General features: G+C 62.2%; 20 protein-coding genes. 11 read left to right on the plus strand and 9 right to left on the minus strand.

The genetic code is table 11. The features are described from left to right. The coding region (locus ACNFG0_RS17220; protein WP_416765757.1) for a PrpR N-terminal domain-containing protein at positions 1-483 on the minus strand (483 nt) is incomplete at its 3' end. Positions 484-685: 202 nt separating this feature from the next. Here ACNFG0_RS17220 and ACNFG0_RS17225 point away from each other — a divergent pair. The 7 genes from ACNFG0_RS17225 to ACNFG0_RS17255 all read left to right on the plus strand — a co-directional run bounded on the left by ACNFG0_RS17225 (position 686) and on the right by ACNFG0_RS17255 (position 7,860). After that, positions 686-1,744 (plus strand): phosphotransferase family protein, encoded by a 1,059-nt coding sequence (locus ACNFG0_RS17225; RefSeq protein WP_196155124.1) that lies wholly within the window; start codon positions 686-688, stop codon positions 1,742-1,744. Next, entirely contained in the window at positions 1,741-2,097 is a 357-nt protein-coding gene (lvaB, locus tag ACNFG0_RS17230) for a 4-hydroxypentanoyl-CoA kinase subunit LvaB (RefSeq protein WP_015270461.1), read from the plus strand. Before ACNFG0_RS17225 ends, lvaB begins: the two co-directional genes overlap by 4 nt. 53 nt (positions 2,098-2,150) lie before the next feature. Then, positions 2,151-3,323, plus strand: a complete 1,173-nt coding sequence (locus ACNFG0_RS17235) for an acyl-CoA dehydrogenase family protein (RefSeq protein ID WP_416765760.1) — start codon at positions 2,151-2,153, stop codon at positions 3,321-3,323. After that, the gene (locus ACNFG0_RS17240; protein ID WP_196155127.1) at positions 3,323-4,090 is read left to right on the plus strand and encodes an SDR family NAD(P)-dependent oxidoreductase; all 768 of its coding nucleotides are present in this window, start codon (positions 3,323-3,325) and stop codon (positions 4,088-4,090) included. Before ACNFG0_RS17235 ends, ACNFG0_RS17240 begins: the two co-directional genes overlap by 1 nt. An 83-nt stretch (positions 4,091-4,173) precedes the next feature. Then, a complete protein-coding gene (locus ACNFG0_RS17245) occupies positions 4,174-5,826 on the plus strand; it encodes an acyl-CoA synthetase (protein ID WP_230386132.1) in 1,653 nt (550 codons plus the stop codon). A 55-nt stretch (positions 5,827-5,881) separates the two neighbouring features. Then, positions 5,882-6,205 (plus strand): DUF485 domain-containing protein, encoded by a 324-nt coding sequence (locus tag ACNFG0_RS17250; RefSeq protein WP_196145916.1) that lies wholly within the window; start codon positions 5,882-5,884, stop codon positions 6,203-6,205. Further along, entirely contained in the window at positions 6,202-7,860 is a 1,659-nt protein-coding gene (locus tag ACNFG0_RS17255) for a cation acetate symporter (RefSeq protein ID WP_196145915.1), read from the plus strand. Before ACNFG0_RS17250 ends, ACNFG0_RS17255 begins: the two co-directional genes overlap by 4 nt. A 49-nt stretch (positions 7,861-7,909) precedes the next feature. On the opposite strand, the gene ACNFG0_RS17260 is transcribed toward ACNFG0_RS17255, so the two are convergent. The 8 genes from ACNFG0_RS17260 to ACNFG0_RS17295 form a co-directional block, all read right to left on the minus strand. After that, the gene (locus tag ACNFG0_RS17260) at positions 7,910-8,062 is read right to left on the minus strand and encodes a hypothetical protein (RefSeq protein ID WP_416765761.1); all 153 of its coding nucleotides are present in this window, start codon (positions 8,060-8,062) and stop codon (positions 7,910-7,912) included. A gap of 183 nt (positions 8,063-8,245) precedes the next feature. Then, complete coding sequence (locus ACNFG0_RS17265) at positions 8,246-9,499, minus strand: diaminobutyrate--2-oxoglutarate transaminase (protein WP_416765762.1); 1,254 nt, start codon at positions 9,497-9,499, stop codon at positions 8,246-8,248. A gap of 45 nt (positions 9,500-9,544) precedes the next feature. Then, a complete protein-coding gene (locus ACNFG0_RS17270; protein ID WP_416765763.1) occupies positions 9,545-10,969 on the minus strand; it encodes a gamma-aminobutyraldehyde dehydrogenase in 1,425 nt (474 codons plus the stop codon). A gap of 79 nt (positions 10,970-11,048) precedes the next feature. Next, positions 11,049-12,380, minus strand: a complete 1,332-nt coding sequence (locus tag ACNFG0_RS17275) for an APC family permease (RefSeq protein ID WP_416765764.1) — start codon at positions 12,378-12,380, stop codon at positions 11,049-11,051. A gap of 12 nt (positions 12,381-12,392) precedes the next feature. Continuing rightward, positions 12,393-13,550, minus strand: coding sequence for an iron-containing alcohol dehydrogenase (locus ACNFG0_RS17280; RefSeq protein ID WP_416765765.1), 1,158 nt, complete (start codon positions 13,548-13,550; stop codon positions 12,393-12,395). Positions 13,551-13,767: 217 nt separating this feature from the next. Then, positions 13,768-14,643, minus strand: coding sequence for an alpha/beta fold hydrolase (locus ACNFG0_RS17285; RefSeq protein WP_054905271.1), 876 nt, complete (start codon positions 14,641-14,643; stop codon positions 13,768-13,770). Continuing rightward, on the minus strand, positions 14,640-16,166 hold the full coding sequence (locus ACNFG0_RS17290) for a flavin-containing monooxygenase (protein WP_326431170.1): 1,527 nt from the start codon (positions 16,164-16,166) through the stop codon (positions 14,640-14,642). Before ACNFG0_RS17290 ends, ACNFG0_RS17285 begins: the two co-directional genes overlap by 4 nt. A gap of 303 nt (positions 16,167-16,469) precedes the next feature. After that, positions 16,470-17,048 (minus strand): TetR/AcrR family transcriptional regulator, encoded by a 579-nt coding sequence (locus ACNFG0_RS17295; RefSeq protein ID WP_326431172.1) that lies wholly within the window; start codon positions 17,046-17,048, stop codon positions 16,470-16,472. A 388-nt stretch (positions 17,049-17,436) separates the two neighbouring features. Here ACNFG0_RS17295 and ACNFG0_RS17300 point away from each other — a divergent pair, with 388 nt between their 5' ends. The 4 genes from ACNFG0_RS17300 to ACNFG0_RS17315 all read left to right on the plus strand — a co-directional run bounded on the left by ACNFG0_RS17300 (position 17,437) and on the right by ACNFG0_RS17315 (position 21,330). After that, a complete protein-coding gene (locus ACNFG0_RS17300) occupies positions 17,437-18,324 on the plus strand; it encodes a phytanoyl-CoA dioxygenase family protein (RefSeq protein ID WP_326431173.1) in 888 nt (295 codons plus the stop codon). A gap of 71 nt (positions 18,325-18,395) precedes the next feature. Continuing rightward, positions 18,396-18,611, plus strand: a complete 216-nt coding sequence (locus ACNFG0_RS17305; RefSeq protein WP_054905267.1) for a hypothetical protein — start codon at positions 18,396-18,398, stop codon at positions 18,609-18,611. Positions 18,612-18,788: 177 nt separating this feature from the next. Continuing rightward, positions 18,789-19,436 carry a hypothetical protein gene (locus ACNFG0_RS17310; protein WP_416765796.1) on the plus strand — a complete coding sequence of 216 codons (648 nt, stop codon included), beginning with the start codon at positions 18,789-18,791 and terminating at the stop codon, positions 19,434-19,436. Positions 19,437-19,908: 472 nt separating this feature from the next. Then, positions 19,909-21,330 carry a DUF1329 domain-containing protein gene (locus ACNFG0_RS17315; protein ID WP_192440026.1) on the plus strand — a complete coding sequence of 474 codons (1,422 nt, stop codon included), beginning with the start codon at positions 19,909-19,911 and terminating at the stop codon, positions 21,328-21,330. Positions 21,331-21,333: the final 3 nt, after the last annotated feature.

Consider the following 21,333-nt stretch of genomic DNA (forward strand, 5'->3'; position numbering starts at 1 on the left):
CGACGAGCCGATGATGCTGCGACAGCCTAGCTGGGCCGCCTGTTCGACGGCCTGGCGGGCCTCTTCCAGGGAGGTGTAGGCGGCCTGGTGAACCTGGACGGTGAAGAGCGCGGCCATGGCTTGCAGGTCGTGGTTGATGTGGTTGTAGCTGAGCACGGCCACTTGGGAGGAGCGTTCGCGGGCCTGCCCCAATGCCCGTAGCAGGTCGCCGCTGCCCACGCGCATCGCCAGTACCGGGCCTGTCAGGTGTTTGCGCAGGTAGGCGGCGGTCGCCCCGGCGCAGACGAACACATCGACCTTGCCTGCCTGCTCCAATTCTCGGGCGGTCTGCAGTGCTTCAGCCACCGAGGTGTCGAGGACTTCGATACGGGTATCGGGGTAGTCCGTCGTGAGCCCGGCCACCACATGGGCGAGCCGGCTCCGTTGTTGGGGGCGCTGCAAGTGGCTGATCAGCACGACGACCTGGGAGGCAAGAGCATCCATCACGGGGCCTGTTCATATTTGAAATGTTTCGATAATGAATCAATAGCTTGCAAATATGCAACGAGCAGCCTGACTTTCGCTCGGCGGTGAGGCGTCAGAACCCAGGCTGTATGCGGCCTGTGGCTGACTTTTGAAGAGTTGGCCCAGGCCTTGCTCTTGGGCTTGTGCCAACCCAGAAACCAAAGGCAGGGCCTACAGACCCATGAGCAGTTCACCAACGATTTCCCCGGCCAGCGATACGTTCGCGGCCATGACTGACGATCACCGCCTGGCCGAGTTCATCCGAGAGCAGGCCTCGGCAACACGGGTGGTCATCCAGGCGCGCAAGCGCCTGAGCGGCGGTGCCATCCAGGAAAACTGGCTGCTGGACCTGCTGATCGAAGGCGGCCCGTGGGCCGGTGTCCGGCGTTGGGTACTGCGCAGCGATGCGCTTTCAGCGTTACCCGCCAGCCTTGACCGTGAACAGGAGTTCGCCGTGCTGCAGGTGGTTTACCAGGCCGGGGTGAAAGTGCCACGCCCGCTCTGGCTGTGCCGCGATGTGCGCGTGCATGGGCGGGTGTTCTTCCTGATGGAGTATGTGCCGGGTAGCGCTGCCGGCCGCGCGCTCAGCACCGGCGCCGGTCCTCAGGGCCGGGCGCAACTGGCGGCGCAGCTTGGCGCCAACCTGGCGCGTCTGCATCAGGTCCGCCCGCCGTGCGCCACGCTGGGCTTCCTGTCCGCTGCGGACAGCTCGCCGGCCCTGGCGACCATCGACGCCTACCGCCGCTACCTCGACACCCTCGCCGATGCCTATCCCGTGCTGGAATGGGGCCTGCGCTGGTGCGAGCTGCATGCGCCGCGCAGCAGCACCCTGTGCCTGTTGCACCGTGACTACCGCACCGGCAACTACCTGGCCAGCGAAGAAGGGCTGGAGGCCGTGCTCGACTGGGAGTTCACCGGCTGGGGAGATCCTTGCGAGGACCTCGGCTGGTTCACCGCCCGCTGCTGGCGTTTTACCCGTCCAGACCTCGAAGCCGGCGGCATTGGCCAGCTGGAGGATTTTCTGCGTGGTTATCACGAGGTGTCTTCGCTGTGCATCGAACGCAGTCAGCTGCACTACTGGCAGGTCATGGCCACCCTGCGCTGGGCAGTGATTGCCTTGCAGCAAGGGCAGCGCCATCTGTCCGGTGAAGAACCGTCGCTCGAGTTGGCACTGACAGCCCGGCTGTTGCCGGAGCTCGAACTCGACATCCTGCACATGACTGGAGCCGAAGCGCCATGACCCAACCCAACGCCCACCAATTGCTCGAGATCGCCCGCGCGACGCTTCTGGAGCAGCTGTTGCCAGCGCTGCCCGGCGAGTTGCGTTACCCGGCCTTGATGATCGCCAACGCCATGGCCATTGCAGCCCGCGAAAGCCGCCTGGGCGCTCAGGCCGAAGATCAGGAGCAGGCGCGTCTGGTCGCCTTGGTCGATGACGCGCCGTCGACATTGCCCGACCTGCGCCGCCAACTGGCTCGCGCCATTCGCCAGGGCAGCCATGACGCCCCGCAAACCCGGCGCACCCTGGTCGAGACATTGCGCCAGATCACCGTTGCCCGATTGGCGATCAGCAACCCCAAGGCCTTGCCCTGAAACTGCATCGTCCACCCCATTCCTCCGATAGACAAGAACACACAAGGACAGCCATGAACTTCACTCTCCCGGACGAACTGCTCGCCTTGCAGGCCAAGACCCGAGACTTCATTGCCGAACAGGTCATCCCGTTCGAGAACGACCCCCGCCAGGACAGCCACGGCCCCAGCGACGCCTTGCGCCAGGACCTGGTGGCCCGCGCCCGCGCCGCCGGCTTGCTGACGCCTCACGCCAGCCGCGAAATGGGCGGCCTGGAGCTGAGCCATGTGGCCAAGGCGATCGTTTTCGAAGAGGCCGGTTACTCGCCGCTGGGCCCGGTAGCGCTGAATATCCATGCGCCGGACGAAGGCAATATCCACCTGATGGACGTGGTCGCCACCGAGGCGCAGAAGGACCGCTGGTTGCGCCCGCTGGTCCAGGGCCATGCCCGTTCGTGCTTCGCCATGACCGAGCCTGCTCCGGGCTCCGGTTCGGATCCGTCGATGCTGCGTACCACTGCCATCCGCGATGGCGACGACTACCTGATCAATGGCCGCAAATGGCTGATCACCGGGGCCGAAGGCGCGGACGTCGGCATCATCATGGCGCGCATGGAGGATGGCACCGCGACCATGTTCCTGACCGACATGAAGCGCGACGGCATCATCCATGAACGTCAGCTGGACTCGCTGGACAGCTGTTTTACCGGTGGTCACGGGCAGCTGCGTTTCGACAACCTGCGTATCCCGGCGAGCGATGTCCTCGGCGAGATCGGCAAGGGCTTCCGTTATGCCCAGGTGCGCCTGGCGCCCGCACGCTTGACTCATTGCATGCGCTGGCTCGGTGCCGCGCGCCGCGCCCACGACATCGCCTGCGACTATGCGCGCACCCGTGACGCCTTCGGCAAGCCGCTGGGCGAGCACCAGGGCGTGGGCTTCATGCTCGCCGACAACATGATGGACCTGCACGTGGTGCGCCTGGCGGTCTGGCACTGCGCCTGGGTGCTCGACCAGGGCCGGCGCGCCAATGTCGATTCGAGCATGGCCAAGGTGATCAGCGCCGAGGCGCTGTGGCGGGTGGTCGATCGTTGCGTCCAGGTATTGGGTGGCCGCGGGGTGACCGGGGACACCGTGGTGGAGCGGATCTTCCGTGACATTCGCCCGTTCCGCATCTATGACGGTCCGAGCGAGGTGCACCGCATGAGCCTGGCGAAGAAGCTGCTCGACCAGCGCCTGGAGGCCCACTGATGCAGCCGAACCTTGTCCGACTGTTCGCCCTTGACGGGCGCCGCGCCCTGGTGACCGGGGCCTCCAGCGGCCTGGGCCGTCACTTCGCCATGACCCTGGCCGCTGCAGGCGCCGAGGTGGTGGTGACCGCCAGGCGCCAGGCGCCGCTGCGGGCGTTGGTGGAGGCCATCGAGGTGGCTGGAGGGCGGGCGCAGGCCTTTGCCCTCGATGTGACCAGCCGTGAGGACATCTGCCGGGTGCTCGATGCCGCCGGCCCGCTGGATGTCCTGGTCAACAATGCGGGGGTGAGCGACAGCCAGCCTTTGCTGGCCTGCGATGATCAAACCTGGGACCACGTGCTCGACACCAACCTCAAGGGCGCCTGGGCCGTGGCCCAGGAAAGCGCCCGGCGCATGGTGGTGGCGGGGAAGGGGGGCAGCCTGATCAATGTCACCTCGATCCTCGCCTGCCGTGTGGCCGGTGCCGTCGGCCCTTACCTGGCGGCCAAGGCCGGCCTGGCCCACCTGACCCGCGCCATGGCGCTGGAGTTGGCGCGCCATGGCATCCGGGTGAACGCCCTGGCGCCCGGCTACGTGATGACTGATTTGAACGAGGCCTTCCTGGCCAGCGAGGCTGGTGACAAGTTGCGTTCGCGTATCCCCAGCCGACGCTTCAGCGTGCCGTCGGACCTGGACGGCGCCTTGCTGCTGCTCGCCAGCGATGCTGGGCGGGCGATGAGCGGCGCTGAGATCGTGGTCGATGGCGGCCATCTGTGCAGCAGCCTGTAACGCGCCCTGGCGCAATAACAACAAGAACAGGAGGTAGGTATGTGCGTGCAAAACCTGAGCAATGTGTCGATGAGGTGCCTGCCATGATGGTTCCAACCCTCGAACATGAGCTTGCTCCCAACGAAGCCAACCATGTCCCGCTGTCCCCGCTGTCGTTCCTCAAGCGTGCCGCCCAGGTGTACCCGCAGCGCGATGCGGTGGTCTATGGCGCAAGGCGCTACAGCTACCGTCAATTGCATGAGCGCAGCCGCGCCCTGGCCAGTGCCTTGGAGCGGGTCGGTGTTCAGCCGGGCGAGCGGGTGGCGATATTGGCGCCGAACATCCCGGAAATGCTCGAGGCCCACTATGGCGTGCCCGGTGCCGGGGCGGTGCTGGTGTGCATCAACATCCGCCTGGAGGCGCGCAGCATTGCCTTCATCCTGCGTCACTGCGCGGCCAAGGTATTGATCTGCGATCGCGAGTTCGGGGCCGTGGCCAGTCAGGCGCTGGCCATGCTCGATGCGCCGCCTTTGCTGGTGGGCATCGACGATGATCAGGCCGAGCGCGCCGACCTGGCCCACGACCTGGACTACGAAGCGTTCCTGGCCCAGGGCGACCCCGCGCGACCCTTGAGTGCGCCACAGAACGAATGGCAGTCGATCGCCATCAACTACACCTCCGGCACCACGGGGGACCCCAAGGGCGTGGTGCTGCATCACCGCGGAGCCTACCTAAACGCCTGCGCTGGGGCGCTGATCTTCCAGTTGGGGCCGCGCAGCGTCTACCTGTGGACCTTGCCGATGTTCCACTGCAACGGCTGGAGCCATACCTGGGCGGTGACGTTGTCCGGTGGCACCCACGTGTGTCTGCGCAAGGTCCAGCCTGATGCGATCAACGCCGCCATCGCCGAGCATGCCGTGACTCACCTGAGCGCCGCCCCGGTGGTGATGTCGATGCTGATCCACGCCGAGCATGCCAGTGCCCCTCCGGTGCCGGTATCGGTGATCACAGGCGGTGCTGCCCCGCCCAGTGCGGTCATCGCGGCGATGGAGGCGCGTGGCTTCAACATCACCCATGCCTATGGCATGACCGAAAGCTATGGCCCCAGCACATTGTGCCTGTGGCAGCCGGGGGTCGACGAGTTGCCGCTTGAGGCCCGGGCGCAGTTCATGAGCCGCCAGGGTGTCGCCCACCCGATGCTCGAGGAGGCCACGGTGCTGGATACCGATACCGGCCGCCCGGTTCCAGCCGATGGCCTTACCCTTGGCGAGCTGGTGGTGCGCGGCAACACCGTGATGAAAGGCTACCTGCACAACCCAGAGGCCACCCGGGCCGCATTGGCCAATGGCTGGCTGCACACGGGCGACCTGGCCGTGCTGCACCCGGACGGCTATGTGGAAATCAAGGACCGGGCCAAGGACATCATCATTTCCGGCGGCGAGAACATCAGCTCGCTGGAGATCGAAGAAGTGCTCTACCAGCACCCCGAGGTAATCGAGGCCGCGGTGGTGGCGCGCCCGGATGCGCGCTGGGGCGAGACCCCCCATGCGTTCGTCACCCTGCGCCCAGATGCGCTGGCCACGGTCACCGAAGGGGACCTGATCTGCTGGTGCCGCGAGCGTCTGGCGCATTTCAAGGCGCCGCGGCATGTGTCGCTCACGGAGCTGCCCAAGACCGCCACCGGCAAGATCCAGAAGTTCGTCCTGCGCGAGTGGGCCCGGCAACAGGAGGCGCATACCGCCGACGCCGAGCCTTGATCGAGCGGCAACCCTGCACACCCCATAACAACAAGTACATTGATCGAGGTGTCCCATGTCCAGCCTGTTATATGCGCGTGTTCGCGCCAATGCCCGGTTCCAGCAACTGGTGACGCGCAGAAATCGTTTTACCCTGAGCCTGTTCGTGCTGATCCTGGCCACGTTCTATGGCTACATCGCGTTGGTATCGTTTTGGCCCGAGCTGATCGCCAGGCGCCTGGCCGAGGGGTCGAACATGACCTTCGGCGTCGCGGCCGGGGCTTTCCTATTCGTGTTCTTCTGTGCGCTGTCGGCGTTCTATGTGTACCGGGCCAACGGCGAGTTCGACCGTCTGACGCAGGCGCTGGTTGCCGGGTTGGAAGAGGAGCCGCGCGCATGAAGAAACTACTGCCTCTGGCTTTGTTGCTGCACTCCGGCCTGTTGTTGGCTTCGCCTGCGCTCGACGCGGGTCAGCGTCAGCCGCTCAACCTGCATGCCATCGGCATGTTCATGGTGTTCGTGCTTTTCACCTTGTGCATCACCTGGTGGGCGGCGCGGCGCACCCGCTCGACGGCGGATTTCTACAGCGCCGGTGGCGGCATCCTAGGCTGGCAGAACGGCCTGGCGCTGGCCGGTGACTACATGTCCGCCTCGACGTTGCTGGGGATCACCGCGCTCATCTACACCTCCGGTATGGATGGCTACATCTACCTCATCGCCTTCTTCGCGGGCTGGCCGGTGTTGCTGCTGTTGATGACCGAGCGGCTGCGCAACCTGGGCCGCTTCACTTTCGCCGACATCACCTCGTACCGCCTCGACCAAGGTAAGGTGCGCACCATGGCCGCCATCGGCTCGCTGACCGTGGTGTGTTTCTACCTGGTGGCGCAGATGGTCGGGGCCGGGCAGCTGATCAGGCTGCTGTTCGGCCTGGACTACCACATCGCCCTGGTGATCGTCGGCGTGCTGATGATGCTGTATGTCACCTTCGGTGGCATGGTGGCGACCACCTGGGTGCAGATCATCAAGGCATTCCTGCTACTGGTAGGCGGTTCGCTGGTGCTGTTCCTGGCGCTGCGCGAGTTCGACTTCAGCTATGACACGCTGGTCACCCAGGCCATGGACACCCATGCCCTGGGCGAGCGCCTGCTGGCGCCTGGCAGCCTGTTGGCCGACCCATTGACCGCGCTGTCGCTGAGCCTGGGGCTGGTGTTCGGCACTGCCGGGCTGCCGCATATCCTGATGCGTTTCTTCACCGTGAGCGATGCCCGTGAGGCGCGCAAGTCGGTGCTCTATGCCACCGGATTCATCGGCTACTTTTTCAATGTCATTTTCCTGCTGGGCCTGGCGTCGATCGTGATCGTCAGCCAGCAGCCGCAGTTTTTCGAAGGCGGGCAGGTGGGTGGCAAGCTGCTGGGCGGGGGCAACATGGTGGTCATGCACCTGGCCCAGGCGGTAGGCGGCAACCTGCTGCTGGGCTTTTTGTCTGCCGTGACCTTCGCCACCATCCTGGCCGTGGTGTCAGGCCTGGCGCTTGCGGGTGCTTCCGCCATCGCCCATGATCTCTATGCGCGGGTGATCATGAAGGGCGCGGCCAGCGAGTCGCAGGAGCTGCGGGTGACCAAGCTGGCCACCCTCGGGCTTGGGTTGGTGGCGATAGCTCTGGGCATCGTGTTCGAAAACATCAACGTGGCCTTCATGGTCGCGCTGGCGTTCGGCATCGCCGCGTCGGCCAACTTCCCGGTGCTGTTCCTGTCGATGTTCTGGTCGGGGTTGACCACGCGCGGCGCGTTGGCCGGTGGCTACGTGGGGTTGGTCAGCGCCATGGGCTTCGTGGTGTTTTCCAAGCTCGTGTGGGTGGATGTGTTGCACTTTGCCGAGCCGCTGTTCCCCTATACCCAGCCAGCGCTGTTCTCCATGCCGCTGGCATTTGCGGTGGCGTATGGCGTTTCCCGGCTAGACCGGACTGCGCGAGCCAAGGCAGAAAGGGCGGCGTTCGCCGACCAGTTCGTAAGGGGCCAGACCGGCCTTGGCGCCAGCGGTGCGGTCGATCATTGATTACCTGCGGCCGCTGGCGGATGCGTGCCAGCGGCCAGGTGAAACCTCGTTAATACCCCCTGAAAATCTCGCCGATGCTGGTGATCGGATGCCCCATGTGCTGCGCCGCCGCTCGGTTGACGAGAGAAGGCCTGGGGGCAAGCAGGGCACTCAGGAAAACGGCCAGCGTCAACACGGCCAGTAGAAAACCAAATCGGCGCATATGATCCTCCAGCGATTTTTATTGTTGTTGTCTTCAGGTTCGATCTGAAAGGCCTGTATCACACGGTTATTGCCCGGACGCTTTGTCGCGGGCGAATGACTGGGTTATGGCCACGATGTCTTGGTCGCCATAACCCATCGACTCTGCGCGCTGCGCGACCTGGCGCACGGCAGAACCCTGCGATTACTGGCTAAACGCCGCCGCGACCGATTCGCCGAAGGCTTTCAAGCCTGCTTCGAGCTGGTCGGTCGGGGTGTTCACCGGTGGCATCAGCTTGATGATTTCGCCGTTCGGGCCGCAGCGGTCGACCAGCACACCCGCCTGCAGCACACGCTGCTGGGCATCCTTGGCGAATGCGACGTTGCCGCGACCGAAGTCGATGCCGGCGATCATGCCGCGACAGCGCGCGGAGGCGACGCCAGGAATTTCCGCGAAACCGGCGACCGCGCGCTCCATGGCCGCGCAGTTGGTGGCCAGCAACTTCAGGAACGACTCATCGCGCCAATAGCCGAGCGCGATCTGGGCCGTCAAGAAGGCCAGTTGGTTGCCGCGGAAGGTGCCGATGTGATCGCCCGGTTGCCACACATCCAGCCCGGCGCGAATCAACACGATCGCCATCGGCAGGCCGAAGCCGCCGATCGATTTGGCGCAGGTGATCAGGTCTGGCACCACCCCGGAGCGCTCGAAGCCGAAGAAGTCGCCGGTGCGCCCGCAGCCGGCCTGGATTTCGTCGCAGATGAGCAACACGCCGTGATCGCTGGTCCACTTGCGCAAGCGTTGCAGCCATTCGTTGGAAGCCGGGTAGACGCCGGCCTGGATCTGCACGGACTCGACGATCACCGCCGCCGGCAGCTCCGAGCCGCTGCCTTGGTCGTTGGCCAGGCGCTCGAGGAAGCCAATGCTGTCGAATTCGCCGTAGGGGCTGTCTTCGTACGGCACGAACACCACATCGGTGGAAAGCCCAGGGCCACGGCGAGTGCGGTTGCCGGTGACGGCCAGGGCGCCGGCGGTCATGCCGTGGTAAGCCCCATAGAACGAGACGACCTTGGTACGCCCCGTCGCCTTGCGCGCTAGTTTCAACGCCGCCTCGACGGCGTCGGCACCGGTCGGGCCGGTGAACTGCACCTTGTAGTCCCAGCCGCGTGGCATGAACAGGTCGCGCTCGATCGCTTCGAGAAACTGGCGCTTGGTGGTGGTGTGCAGGTCGAGGGCGTGGGTCACGCCGTTGGACGACAGATACGCGATCAAGGCATCGCGCATGCGCGGGTCGTTGTGGCCATAGTTCAGGGCGCCGGCGCCAGCGAAGAAGTCCAGGTACTCGCGGCCGTCTTCACCTCGGATCTTGCTGCCTTGGGCGGTATCGAACACCAGCGGCAAGTCACGGCAGTACATCCGCACGTTGGACTCGAGCCTTTCGAATGTCTCGATGTTGTTCATGCAAACCTCTTGAAAAATGATCTGGGCTATCTGGGTCGTGGGCGGTCAGTGCTTGAACATCACGTGGCGAACCACGGTGTAGTCTTCCAACCCGTACATCGACAGGTCCTTGCCGTAGCCGGACAGCTTCACGCCACCATGGGGCATTTCGCTCACCAGCATGAAGTGGGTGTTGACCCAGGTGCAGCCGTATTGCAGGCGAGCGGCCAGGCGATGGGCGCGACCCACATCGGCGGTCCATACCGACGAGGCCAGGCCGTAGTCCGATTCATTGGCCCATGCCAGTGCCTGGGCTTCGTCTTCGAATGGCGAAACCGTCACCACCGGGCCGAAGATTTCACGGCACACCACCTCGTCCTCCTGCGTAGCGCCGGCCAGGACCGTCGGCTCGAAGAAGAAGCCGCCGCCCGCAGCGCGCTTGCCGCCGGTGACCACCTCAATGTGAGGCAGTTCCTTGGCACGGTTCACGAAGCCCTCGACACGCTCCAGGTGCTCTTGGGTGATCAGCGGGCCCATCTCGGTCGCCGGGTCATCCTGAAGCCCGCACTTGATGCTGGACACGGCTTCGCCGAGCTTGCGCACGAACTCCGGGTACACCGCCTTCTGCACATAGAGGCGGCATGCGGCGGTGCAGTCCTGGCCGGCGTTGTAGAAGCCGAAGGCGCGGATGCCTTCGACGGCGGCGTCGATGTCGGCATCGTCGAAGATCAACACCGGTGCCTTGCCACCGAGCTCCATGTGCATGCGTTTGACGCTGTCGGCGGTGCCTTCGATGATACGGCTGCCGGTGCGCACGGAGCCGGTCAGCGACACCATGCGCACCTGGGCGTGGCTGGTCAGCGGCTCACCCACCGAGGCGCCGCGACCGTGCACGATGTTGACCACACCGGCGGGGAAGATGTCGGCGAGCAACTCGCCCAGTTTCAAGGTGCTCATCGGCGTGTGTTCCGACGGCTTCAGCACGACGGTGTTGCCGCCGGCCAAGGCTGGGCCCAGTTTCCAGGCCGCCATCAGCAGGGGGTAGTTCCACGGCGCGATGGAGGCGACCACGCCCACGGGGTCGCGGCGGATCATCGAGGTGTGGCCCGGGATGTACTCGCCCGCCGCCGAGCCCTGCAGGCAGCGCACGGCACCGGCAAAGAAGCGGAACACGTCGGACACGGCTGGCAGTTCGTCCTGCAGCACGGCGGTGAACGGCTTGCCGCAGTTGTCCGCCTCCAGGCGGGCGAACACCGGCGCCTGGGCGTCGATGCGGTCAGCGAGCCTGAGCAGCAGTGCCGCGCGGTCCTTGGGCGGCGTTTGCGACCAGGCGTCGAAGGCTGCATCGGCGCTTTGCACCGCGGCATGGACTTGGGCGCGACTGGCTTCGGTGGTCTGTACCAGGACGCTGCCCAGGGACGGGTTGTACACGTCGAGGTTTTCGCCTTCGCCGGCCACCAGGGCACCGTTGATCAAGAGTTTGGTTTGCATGTCGATTCTCGCCATTGAACGGCAAGGCCAGGGCCTTGCCTTGTGGTTGTCGTCAGGGCATTCGATAGGAAGCTGGCCGCTACGCCAGCGCGTCGGGCACCGGGTTGCGGAAGAAACTGGTCCGGCAGGCGAGGTAAACCACGCCCAGGGCGAGCCAGATACAGCCCATGATCAGTGCGTCTTTATCCAGGCTGGCCAGCATCCAGCCGGCCGTGGCCAGGCCGATGAGTGGGAAGAGCACGCCGCGCAGCAGGCCAGCGCTGTCCTTGACCTGTGCGTCGAAGGTGAGCCGCAACGCGCAGAGGTTGACGGCGGTGAAGGCGAGAAACGCGCCGAAGTTGACCAGCGACGTCGCGGTGGCGATCGTCAGGCCAAAGCCCGCGGTGCCGAAAATGCCGCAGAGCAGGATATTGAAGACCGGGGTCTTGTAGCGAGGGTGCAAGGCCCCGAACAGCTTGCGCGGCAGTTGGTTGTCCCGGCCGAGGGCGTACAGCAGCCGGCCCACGCTGGCCTGGAACGACATGCCCGCGGCGAAGTGGGCGATGATGATCCCCGCCAGGACCAGCGCGAAGAACAGGTCGCCGCCGATCATGCGGGCGATCTCGAAGGCGGCCCCGTCCACGAACTCGAAGGTGGGGGAGGGGTGCGCCAGGTACATGAAGTACGAGGAGCCGACGTAGACCGAGCCGCCGATCAAGGCGACCAGCAGGATGGCACGCGGCAGCGTGCGACCCGGGTCGCGGGTTTCCTCGCTGAGCGTGGACAGCGCGTCAAAGCCCAGGAACGAGTACGCGGCAATGGCGGCGCCGGCCATGCTGGTGGCGAAGGGCACATCCTGGTTGAAGAACGGCTTGGCCGAAAGCAGCCCACCAGGGCCATTGGCAGCCACGATGTAATGCACGCACAGGCCGATGAACACCACGATGATCGCCAGTTGCGCGCCCATCAACAGCAGGTTGAAGCGGTTGGCGACCTGGATGCCCAGCACATTCAGCAGCGAGGTAGAGACGATGAAACCGGTAATCCACACCCACTGCGGCACATCTGGAAAGGCCATGTTGAGATAGCTGGCGCCAAGCAGCCAGATCAGCATCGGAATGAAGAAGTAATCGAGCAGTGCGGCCCAGCCCACCATGAAGCCGAGGTTGGCGCTGAGCATCTTGCGGGTATAGGTGTAGGCCGAACCGGCTACCGGGAACACCCTGACCAGCCGGCCATAGCTCAACGCCGTGAACACCACGCCCGTCGCCGCGATCAGGTAGGCCATCGCCGTGGTGTTGCCACTGGCCTGCGAGATCACGCCATAGGTGCCGAAGACGATCAACGGGGCAAGGAACGCCAGGCCGAACAACAGGACCGAAAACGGGCCCAGGGTGCGCTTCAGCGAAGCGCTGGGGGTTGATTCGCTCATGACTGACAGCCCTCATGCTACGAAGTGGTAAGCAGTGGCGACGATTTCACGGTAGGTTTCCACGGTCATCTCCTTCGCATTGCTGCCATCGGAGAAGTTCTTCTTCGACTTTTCAGCGATGGCCAGGAAGTCTTCCTCGCGCACGCCTTTCACCTCGGCGAAGCGGGGGATGCCCAGGTCCTTGCTCATCTGGAACAGGTAGCCGACGGCGGCCTCGGCGGCCTCGACCGGCGAGAGGTTGGGGTCGATGCCCAGTGCGTAGGCGACCTGCGCATGGCGAATGATGTCGGCATCGCGGTTATGGCCGAACACGAAGGGCAGGAAGATCGCGTTGCCCACGCCGTGTGGCGTGTCGTACATGCCACCGATGGCTTCGGAAATGCAGTGCACGCTACCTACGTCCGCATTACCGAAGGCCATGCCGGCGATCAGGCTGGCCGCCAGCATCTGCTCGCGGGCGTGCAGGTTGCCGGGTTCCAGCACGGCGGGCTTCAGGTGTTGGCTGATCAGGCGGATGGCATGCAGCGCCAGGCCGTCGCTGATGGGGTTCGACACGCGGCAGGTGTAGGCTTCGATGGCGTGGGTCAGGGCATCCATGCCGGTTGCGGCGGCAATCGACGCGGGCAGCGTGTCGAGGATATGAGAGTCAAGCAAGGCCAGGACTGGCCCGAGTCGGTAATCATGCACGCTCATCTTGTAATGACGGGCGGTGTCGGTGATCACCGAGAAGCAGGTTACTTCGCTGCCGGTGCCAGCCGTGGTCGGAATGGCAACGATAGGCGGGATGGCATGGGTGAGCGTGAACGACCCTTCGTAGTCCTCGATCCGTCCATCATGGCTGAGCAGCACGCTGATGGCCTTGGCTGCATCCATGGCACTGCCCCCGCCTACGGCTAACAAGCCATCGATACCTTTGCCGCGATATCGCTGCGCGATCTGATTGACGTCCTCGCTGCGCGGATTGGCCTTGATGTCCGACACTTCCTCGAAGGCGATGCCTGCCTTCTCCAGGCTGGCGTAGACGCTGTCCAGCAGGCCCGCCGCCTTGACCCCAGGATCGGTCACGATGAGCACGCGGGCCAGGCCAAGTGAGTGCAGGTGTTCACCGGTGCGCTCGCGCAGACCAGGTTCCATCACGATTTTGCTGGGGAGTAAAAACTTGAAGTCCATACGTACCTCTTGCTCAATTGTTGTCATTGTTGAAAGGGCAGTAGAGGAGCACCTGCGCCAGGCCGTGGATAACAGCTCAAGCGGGTGATGTGTGGCCTGGCATTTCGCGCAAGCCAGCATTTTGTTGTTCTTGGTTTTGCTTGAACCTGGTCGAAGGCCTCCTTCGGGGGTAAAAAGAGGGGCGGCCAAGCTGCACGCCCCTGAAAGGGTGATCGTGCTACAGCATGTGTCCTGCCAGCAGGGACAGCAGCGTGCCGGACAGGCAAGGTGGGAAGTCGTGCCCCATCCCTGGCAGCAGCACCAGGCTGGAACCACGGATAGCTGCTGCCGTGGCGTACCCGCCGCTGGTCGCGACCATGAGATCTTCATCGCCATGGATGACCAGGGTGCGGCAATGAACCCGTTGCAGTTCCTGGGTGCGGTCGCCGGAATTGATGATCGCGCCGATCTGCCTGGCCGTGCCGATGTTGCTGGCCTCGCCACCGCCTCGCTCCCAGGCCAACAGGGCATAGTCACGGAAGGCGGGCTCATTCCATTCCAGGGTCGAGCCGATCAGGCGCATGATGTCCAGGTAGTCGCGAACGCTTTCCTGCTCGCTGCGCGGCGGGCGGCGCAGCAACTGCCGAATGGATTTCAACGCCGGCTGGCCGACGCGCAGCGATCCGGTGGTCGAGAAGATCGAGGTGAGCGTCCTGATACGCTCGGGGTAACGGGCAGCGAGGATCTGGGCGATCATGCCGCCCATCGACATGCCCACCACGTGCGCCGTTGCCAGGTTCAGGCCGTTCATGAGCCCGATCACGTCATTGGCCATGTCACCCAGGTCATAGCCGGGGGTGCGCTTGCGCAAGAACTGCTGCATGGCCGTGGGAGGCACTACGTCGGTGAAGAACGACCGGCCCGAGTCGCGGTTGTCCAGCGTGATGACGCGAAACCCCCGCTCGACCAGGCCGGCGATGATCGGTTGCGGCCAGTAGGTCAATTGCAGCCCCAGGCCGACGATGAGAATGACCGCAGGCGCCGTTTCGAGCCCGTGGCTGCGATAGCAAATAGGGCGCTTGCCAGGCAGTTCGCAGAAGCGGTCGGGGCTCATCCGCGGCTACCCTGTTGTTGCAGCTCGACGTTCGCGCACCGGGGCGTGCTGGGTACGGAGGAGAACGCTAGGCACTTGTCAGCCACAGCGCCGCGGCGCAGGAGTTTGGTATCGCGGAAGTAATCCATCGACATCACCCAGGGCTCGCTTGGCCCTTGGCGCGGAATGCTGTCCAAGGCGCGTTGCACATAACCGGCACCGAAATCCAGCAGAGGGCGGGTCTCGATCCCGTCTGGCGCCCGGGGTTCGCAAACGTTGTAGCCGTGGTTGTCCATGAAACCCAGCAAGCGACAGAAGTGATCGCACAGCAGGCACACTTTCAAGGTCCAGGAGGAGTTGGTGTAGCCCACCGCGAACGCGAAGTTGGGTACACCGGATAGCATGGTTCCTTTGTAGGCAAGAGTGTCGCTCAGCACCACTGGCTTATCGTCCTTGTACAGACTGATCCCCCCGAACATCTGCACATTCAGCCCCGTGGCGGTAATTACGATGTCAGCTTCCAACGCCTTGCCGGATTTCAGCAACAGACCGGATTCGGTGAACCGCTCGATATGGTCGGTGACGATGTCGGCCTTACCCGCGCTGATCGCCTTGAACAGATCGCCTTCAGGTACCGTGCACAAGCGCTGGTCCCAAGGGTTGTAGGGCGGATTGAAATGGACGTCGACCGGGTAGCCTTTCGGCAGCTCCTTGCGCGTCAGCCACAGCAGCAGTTTGCGGGAAAGCTTGGGGAAGCGCTGGCAGAAGGCCCAGAAGGCCAGGGTGATCCTGGCGTTCTTGTAGCGTGTCAGAGAGTAAGCGGTTTGCTCGGGCAGGATCTTGCGCAGAAACGCCGCAACCGCATCATTGGCTGGTTGGTTGATGATGTAGGAGGGCGTACGCTGCAGCATGGTGATGCTGGCGACTTTGTCCGCCATCGCCGGAATCAGGGTCACTGCCGTCGCGCCGCTGCCAATCACTACGACACGTTTGCCCGTGTAATCCAGGTTCTCTGGCCAGTGTTGCGGATGAACGATCTGCCCCTTGAACTGTTCGGCTCCCTCGAAGCGGGGGCTGAATCCTTGGTCGTACCTATAGTAGCCGCCCGCGCTGAACAGCCAGCGACATTCGATTGTGCGGGCCTGCCCCAGGTGACCGTCCTCAACCCGCACCGCCCACAAGCCCTTGTCCGTTTGCCAGTTCGCCGAGATGACTTTCTGCTTGTACTGGATCAAGGACTCCAGCTCATGCTCGTCGATCGCTTCACGCAGGTACTCGAGAATGTCTGCGGCGTCCGCCAATGATTTCGCCTTGGTCCAGGGCTTGAAGTCGAAGCCGAAGGTGTACAGGTCGGAGTCAGAGCGGATGCCGGGATAGCGGAACAGGTCCCAGGTGCCGCCCATTCGCTCACGAGACTCGAGAATCGTGAAGGTCTTGTGAGGCTGATGGCGTCGCAGATAGGCGGCCGCGCCGATGCCAGACACACCGGCTCCCATGATCAATATATCGAGTGGCTCAACCGGAAGAGCAGTGTGCGAGGACATAGGGCTTCCCATTATTGTGTTATAGGGGGTGATCTTTTGACTTGATCATTTGACCATGATGAGACGACAGATTACCCGGGGCAAGGTGCAAAATGCACCGAGAAGCAATTTTTTTGGGATGATTTGAACCTGGTGGGATTGGGGTAGGGGGTATTGCGCGTCGGGCGACTCCAGGTTTTGGCGTCGTTATGACAGGGCGGTATGTGGGTTTGGGTGGCAAGAGGCGACAGTCCGTTTGTCTGTCAGACCCTATGGATACCGGATTGCCGTGTCACACCGGACCACGGCAATCTGAATGACGTCTCAGTAGCTGGCCACCAGCAGCTTAACCGCCTGGCAAGCCGTTTCTGTCTCAGCTTCCAGGCGTTCGAGGTTGCCGTGGGCGGTCCAGGAGAGAAGCAAACCATCGAAAAGGTTGATGAGCAGCCGACTGACTGTGGTGCGTGCGGCCTGATCCAGCGCATCGCCGGTCGCCTTCTGGATGGCCTGTTGGGTGGCTTCGATGGAAACGGTATAGATCTTCGCTGCCATTTCCGGGTCATTGCGCAGGTTCCAGAAGAACAGCTCGAACTGGGTTATGGCCCGTTCGGGGTGTGCGATGAACCACTTGACCAACTGGCGCAGCATTTCCCCTACCGATTCGGCGGGGAGAGCGTTTGCCGGAGCCTGCAGCGATTGCTGCGGCATGTTGATCAAGGACTCGTAGACCGCATAGAACAAGTCTTCCTTGGTGTGAAAAACGTAATGCAGCGAGGCCAGCGGCGAATCTGCCGCTGCCGCAATGCGCCGCGTCGTGGCGTTGGCTATGCCGTGTTCTGCGATCACCCTGATGGTCGCTTCAATGAAATCCTGTCTGCGTTCTTCCGCGCCTATCCGAGCCATTCAGCGTTCTCCCCTTTTGGCCTTGCGCCAACCGCCGGGTCCGGCGTCGGCGGTGACGAATGCTATCGCAAAGTCCTGGCCCAATCCATGAGATGAGTCGATGCAACCCTTTCCGTCTGCGGTCTTGCCGTCGGTATGTGGCCATTGCCCAGAGGCAGATGCTGACTGCCGTACCTCACCGAGGCCGGGGCAGTGGCGAGGTGGTAAAAAAACCAGATCAAATGACTTGATCAAATGACTATATTCAATAATCATGGCAATGCCGAGCAGATCATTACGGGCTTCGGCAGCGGCATAAGAGGTTGCTGTGGTGGTTGCGCCGGTGGGACGAGGCGGTTGCCCGGGCTCGCTGGATAGAACAATGAAAAACCGGACAGGTAGAAGGCAGATGGATACACAAAAACTCTCGACGGTCAGCAGTGATGCGTCGGTGGAACAAGTGGTGGAAATCATTCGGCGTGACGGCGGGGTCATCATTGCTGATTTCGTCTCGCCAGAGACGCTCAAGTGCCTCACCGAAGAGCTGGACACCTACTTGAATGTCACGCCCTGCGGAGAAGACCCCTATTTCGCAGGCATGCAGACCCGTCGTATCGGTCGCATCATCGGGCGAAGCGATACGGCGGTGGAGGTGGCACTAAACCCGTTGTTCATCGGCGCGGCCAGGCAGATCCTGCAGACACCAACCCATGTCTGGGTGGGCAGCGACCGCATCGAGATGGCACCTGACATTCAACTCAGCATTACCCAGGCCATTCAGATCGGTCCGGGCCAAGGCCTTCAGCCCCTGCACCGCGACGATGCCACCTCGCTGTGGCGACATCCCCATTTCGGGCGCGAGGCCCGTCTGCAGATCATGCTGGCCATCTCGGACTTCACCGAAGAGAACGGTGCCACGCGCGTTATTCCGGGCAGTCATCAATGGGATGACGAGCGCGGGCCGACCCAGGAAGAAACCATCGCCGCCGAGATGAAAGCAGGCTCTGCGCTGTTGTGGCTGGGGTCGGTCTATCACGGCGGTGGCGCCAATACCACAGCGTTTCCTCGTACTGGTCTGACCATGGCCTACGACTTGGCCATCCTGCGCCTCGAAGAAAATCACTTCCTTTCCATTCCCATTGAACGGGTTCGCCAGCTCCCCGCAGAAATGCAACGCCTGCTGGGCTGGAGTGTGAGCTCCACGCTGCTGGGCTGGGTGGAAATTGATGGCCAGATGCGTGACCCACAAGAGCTCTTGGGCATGCCTGCTTTTTCCGAACCGGGAAAAGGCTTCTGAGATCCTGAGTTTACACAGCCTGCTGCGTATTGAATTTCTGCCCTTTTGGGCGCAACCAAGGAGATGACACCATGGCGTTCTCAATCGACTCGAAAGTTGGCGAGCTGCTGGATAACAGCACTACGAGCCAGATCCTTGAAAAGCACCTGCCCGGTATCGGTAAACACCCACAAATTGGCATGGCCCGTGGCTTTGCCTTAGTGACGGCGGCAAAATATTCTGGCGGGTTTATTTCTCAGGAAACGCTGAATAAAATCGACAGCGACCTGAGGTCTCTGGTCGACTAATCGCGGCCATGCTGACCTGCTCGTATAACTTAAGTTACCGGTGCAGGTCAAATAATTCAGCCCGTATTTCCCCGCTGATTGGGTTTGCAATAGTCGTCCGATTGGTTGCCGATTTCGACATGCAGTGTGATGTCGATCCTCAGATTGAGAGAGGCTGTTCTCGTGGAACTGATAGAAGTGAGTATCCTGGGCTCATGTATATTGCTAATCATCTGTGGCTTGTATTATGGGGCGGCATTCATCGGGCGAAGAAATTATCTGCTCGGCGGAGAGTTTTTGATTGTCGGGATATCCGCAACGAATTTCGCGATCTTCCTCGTTACGGGCTGGCTGGCAAATTATAACGTTGCCATATTCCTCGATGCTTTTTCCCGGGGCGTTGGTATTCCTGTTATTGCAACGCTTGGCTTGATGGCGGTAACGCACGATTACAAGCCGTCCCCGGTGAATGACATTGTGTTTTTCCTGGCGGGCTTTACGGTTGCAGCCATTTACTTCATGTCGAGTTCATTCAAGCAGTTCCTGCCTTATTTTTATATGGTGATGTGGCTGGCTTACACAGCGTACCTGGCCTATTTCATTTGGCGACTGGTTTGTGCCAGAGAGCTTCTGCATGCGCTGGCTACCACCGTGGGCGGAGTGGCGGGGCTAACGATAGCATTCCGGTATGACTTCTTTCCGATTCCGGGTGACGATTCAAAGGTGGTATTCATGACCTTTGCTTTCTTGACTTGGTCGTACTCGATTGTGCAATCGTTCTATGCCTATGGTGCACTTCAGCGTTCTAGAAGTGCCTCAGTTGAGGCGTTACTCAATGTTCGTTGAATTGAGCGGCGCAGGTGCGTCGTTGTGCCGCCAATCCCTTGATTCGAAGTAACTCCATGTCGGGCCATAGGCCCGCTTCTTTACCGCCTCCAGGGGCGGTTTTTTTATGGGTAATTGATTCATTTCCATGGTTGGGTTTCCAATGGAAATATTTAAGGCTTGCTCAATGTAAACGGCAGCTTGCAATGGGTAAGTATAATTAGCAATGCATCATGGTTGGGCATGCGCTGGTAACACATGTTTCTTTACTTCCCATTAAGGTGCAGGCATCTGAGGAACATAGATCGCCACTATCGACTAAACACCTGATTTATCTAACTTAATCATTCCACGAGACTTCTGGCATGTGGATTGCTTTCTGATCACCCGACATGGTCACGTGACTATGTCAAATGATCAGCTTGCGATAGGTGCCCATTTCCATGTGGATGGTCGGGTTGCCGGTCCAGGCCCTTTGTTCGAGGAGCCTCCAATGAAAGAAGTATCTACAGGGCAGAAAGACGACATGTCCGCCGGCTGTATTTTCAGGCAGCTGCTGGTTACCCTCGCGGTATCGACCGCGATGTGCTCGGTACAGGCCGCACCCCAGGGGGCCGGGGAGCTGGGTTCGAAGCTGACGCCATTGGGCGGTGAGGTGGCTGCTAGTTCAAGCGGGGATATTCCGGCCTGGACTGCTCCGGGGCCGCAAGGGGGGGGCTGGAGCTATGGCCAGGTGCGGGGGGACCACTGGAAGTTCAAGGATGACAAACCCCTCTACAGCATCGACTCGAATAGCGTGGCGCAGTATGCGAGCAAGCTGTCCCCCGGCCAGCTCGAACTGTTCAAGAAGATTCCGGGCTATCGCATGGAGGTCTACCCGACCCGCCGCACCTGTGGCGTACCGGACTTCGTGGCGGATAACACGCGGCAGAACATTGGCTTCGCCAAGCTCGACTCCACAGGGGTTGCCCTCGAGGACGCCCATGTGCCGGGCATCCCGTTCCCTCTGCCCAGTACAGGCGCAGAGGTGATGTGGAACATGAAGATGCGCTATCGCGGCCTTGGTGTCGAGATTCCCAAAAGCATTTCAGGCATTTCGCCGCGCAAGGGTGGGGAGTGGTTACGCCAGTCGTCAGACACCTTTTTCTTCACGCCCTGGGGAAAGAAAGGCAGTGCACTTTTTTCGTCCATTGGCCGCTTGGAAAACGCCACGTTCTCCAGTTACCGGGAGCCAGCGGCGCTGGCCGGCCAGGCTGGTGTGCAGACGACTGTAGCCGGCGAGCAGGCCACCACCTTCTACTATTTCCCCGGCCAGCGTCGGGTCAGGCGCATGCCATCGTATTCCTACGACGCTCCGCAGATCGGGCTGGACAACCAATACACCGTCGATGAGGCGAACGTGTTCTTCGGAGCCATGGACCGCTTCGATTGGAAACTGATCGGCAAGCAGGAGCTGCTGGTGCCGTACAACGCCTTTGGCGCCTATGACACCGCAGCCAAGGTGGAAAGCTTCGCCGGCGACGATTCCATCGCGCCACAGTCGCGCCGCTACGAATTGCATCGTGTCTGGGTCGTCGAGGCCAATGTTCGCCAGGGCATGCGCCACCAAGCACCCAAGCGCCTGTTCTACATCGACGAGGACAGCTGGAACCCGTTGCTGGCCGTTGACTATGACAAGCAAGGGCAGATCTGGAAGGTGCGTGAAGGGTTCTCGATCCCCGTCTACGAGACCGGCGCGTGCGATGTGCAGGCCCAGGTCCAGTACAACCTCGCCGATCATCGTTACCTGTTCGACATGACCTCGATCGGCGCGGGCAAGAACGATATTCGCTGGCTCACCGAAGACAGTGGCAACCCTCGCCTGAAACGCGACTTCTTCACCTCCGACAACCTGCGAGCCATCAGCGAGCGCTAAACC

The organism is Pseudomonas sp. NY15372, assembly GCF_048068215.1.
GTDB lineage: Bacteria > Pseudomonadota > Gammaproteobacteria > Pseudomonadales > Pseudomonadaceae > Aquipseudomonas > Aquipseudomonas guariconensis_A.

Bases quoted from the DNA above. Each gene is read 5' to 3' on its own strand.
- ACNFG0_RS17225 (WP_196155124.1), top strand. From the start codon at position 686: ATGAGCAGTTCACCAACGATTTCCCCGGCCAGCGATACGTTCGCGGCC.
- lvaB (WP_015270461.1), top strand. From the start codon at position 1,741: ATGACCCAACCCAACGCCCACCAATTGCTCGAGATCGCCCGCGCGACG.
- ACNFG0_RS17235 (WP_416765760.1), top strand. From the start codon at position 2,151: ATGAACTTCACTCTCCCGGACGAACTGCTCGCCTTGCAGGCCAAGACC.
- ACNFG0_RS17240 (WP_196155127.1), top strand. From the start codon at position 3,323: ATGCAGCCGAACCTTGTCCGACTGTTCGCCCTTGACGGGCGCCGCGCC.
- ACNFG0_RS17245 (WP_230386132.1), top strand. From the start codon at position 4,174: ATGATGGTTCCAACCCTCGAACATGAGCTTGCTCCCAACGAAGCCAAC.
- ACNFG0_RS17250 (WP_196145916.1), top strand. From the start codon at position 5,882: ATGTCCAGCCTGTTATATGCGCGTGTTCGCGCCAATGCCCGGTTCCAG.
- ACNFG0_RS17255 (WP_196145915.1), top strand. From the start codon at position 6,202: ATGAAGAAACTACTGCCTCTGGCTTTGTTGCTGCACTCCGGCCTGTTG.
- ACNFG0_RS17260 (WP_416765761.1), bottom strand. From the start codon at position 8,062: ATGCGCCGATTTGGTTTTCTACTGGCCGTGTTGACGCTGGCCGTTTTC.
- ACNFG0_RS17265 (WP_416765762.1), bottom strand. From the start codon at position 9,499: ATGAACAACATCGAGACATTCGAAAGGCTCGAGTCCAACGTGCGGATG.
- ACNFG0_RS17270 (WP_416765763.1), bottom strand. From the start codon at position 10,969: ATGCAAACCAAACTCTTGATCAACGGTGCCCTGGTGGCCGGCGAAGGC.
- ACNFG0_RS17275 (WP_416765764.1), bottom strand. From the start codon at position 12,380: ATGAGCGAATCAACCCCCAGCGCTTCGCTGAAGCGCACCCTGGGCCCG.
- ACNFG0_RS17280 (WP_416765765.1), bottom strand. From the start codon at position 13,550: ATGGACTTCAAGTTTTTACTCCCCAGCAAAATCGTGATGGAACCTGGT.
- ACNFG0_RS17285 (WP_054905271.1), bottom strand. From the start codon at position 14,643: ATGAGCCCCGACCGCTTCTGCGAACTGCCTGGCAAGCGCCCTATTTGC.
- ACNFG0_RS17290 (WP_326431170.1), bottom strand. From the start codon at position 16,166: ATGTCCTCGCACACTGCTCTTCCGGTTGAGCCACTCGATATATTGATC.
- ACNFG0_RS17295 (WP_326431172.1), bottom strand. From the start codon at position 17,048: ATGGCTCGGATAGGCGCGGAAGAACGCAGACAGGATTTCATTGAAGCG.
- ACNFG0_RS17300 (WP_326431173.1), top strand. From the start codon at position 17,437: ATGGATACACAAAAACTCTCGACGGTCAGCAGTGATGCGTCGGTGGAA.
- ACNFG0_RS17305 (WP_054905267.1), top strand. From the start codon at position 18,396: ATGGCGTTCTCAATCGACTCGAAAGTTGGCGAGCTGCTGGATAACAGC.
- ACNFG0_RS17315 (WP_192440026.1), top strand. From the start codon at position 19,909: ATGAAAGAAGTATCTACAGGGCAGAAAGACGACATGTCCGCCGGCTGT.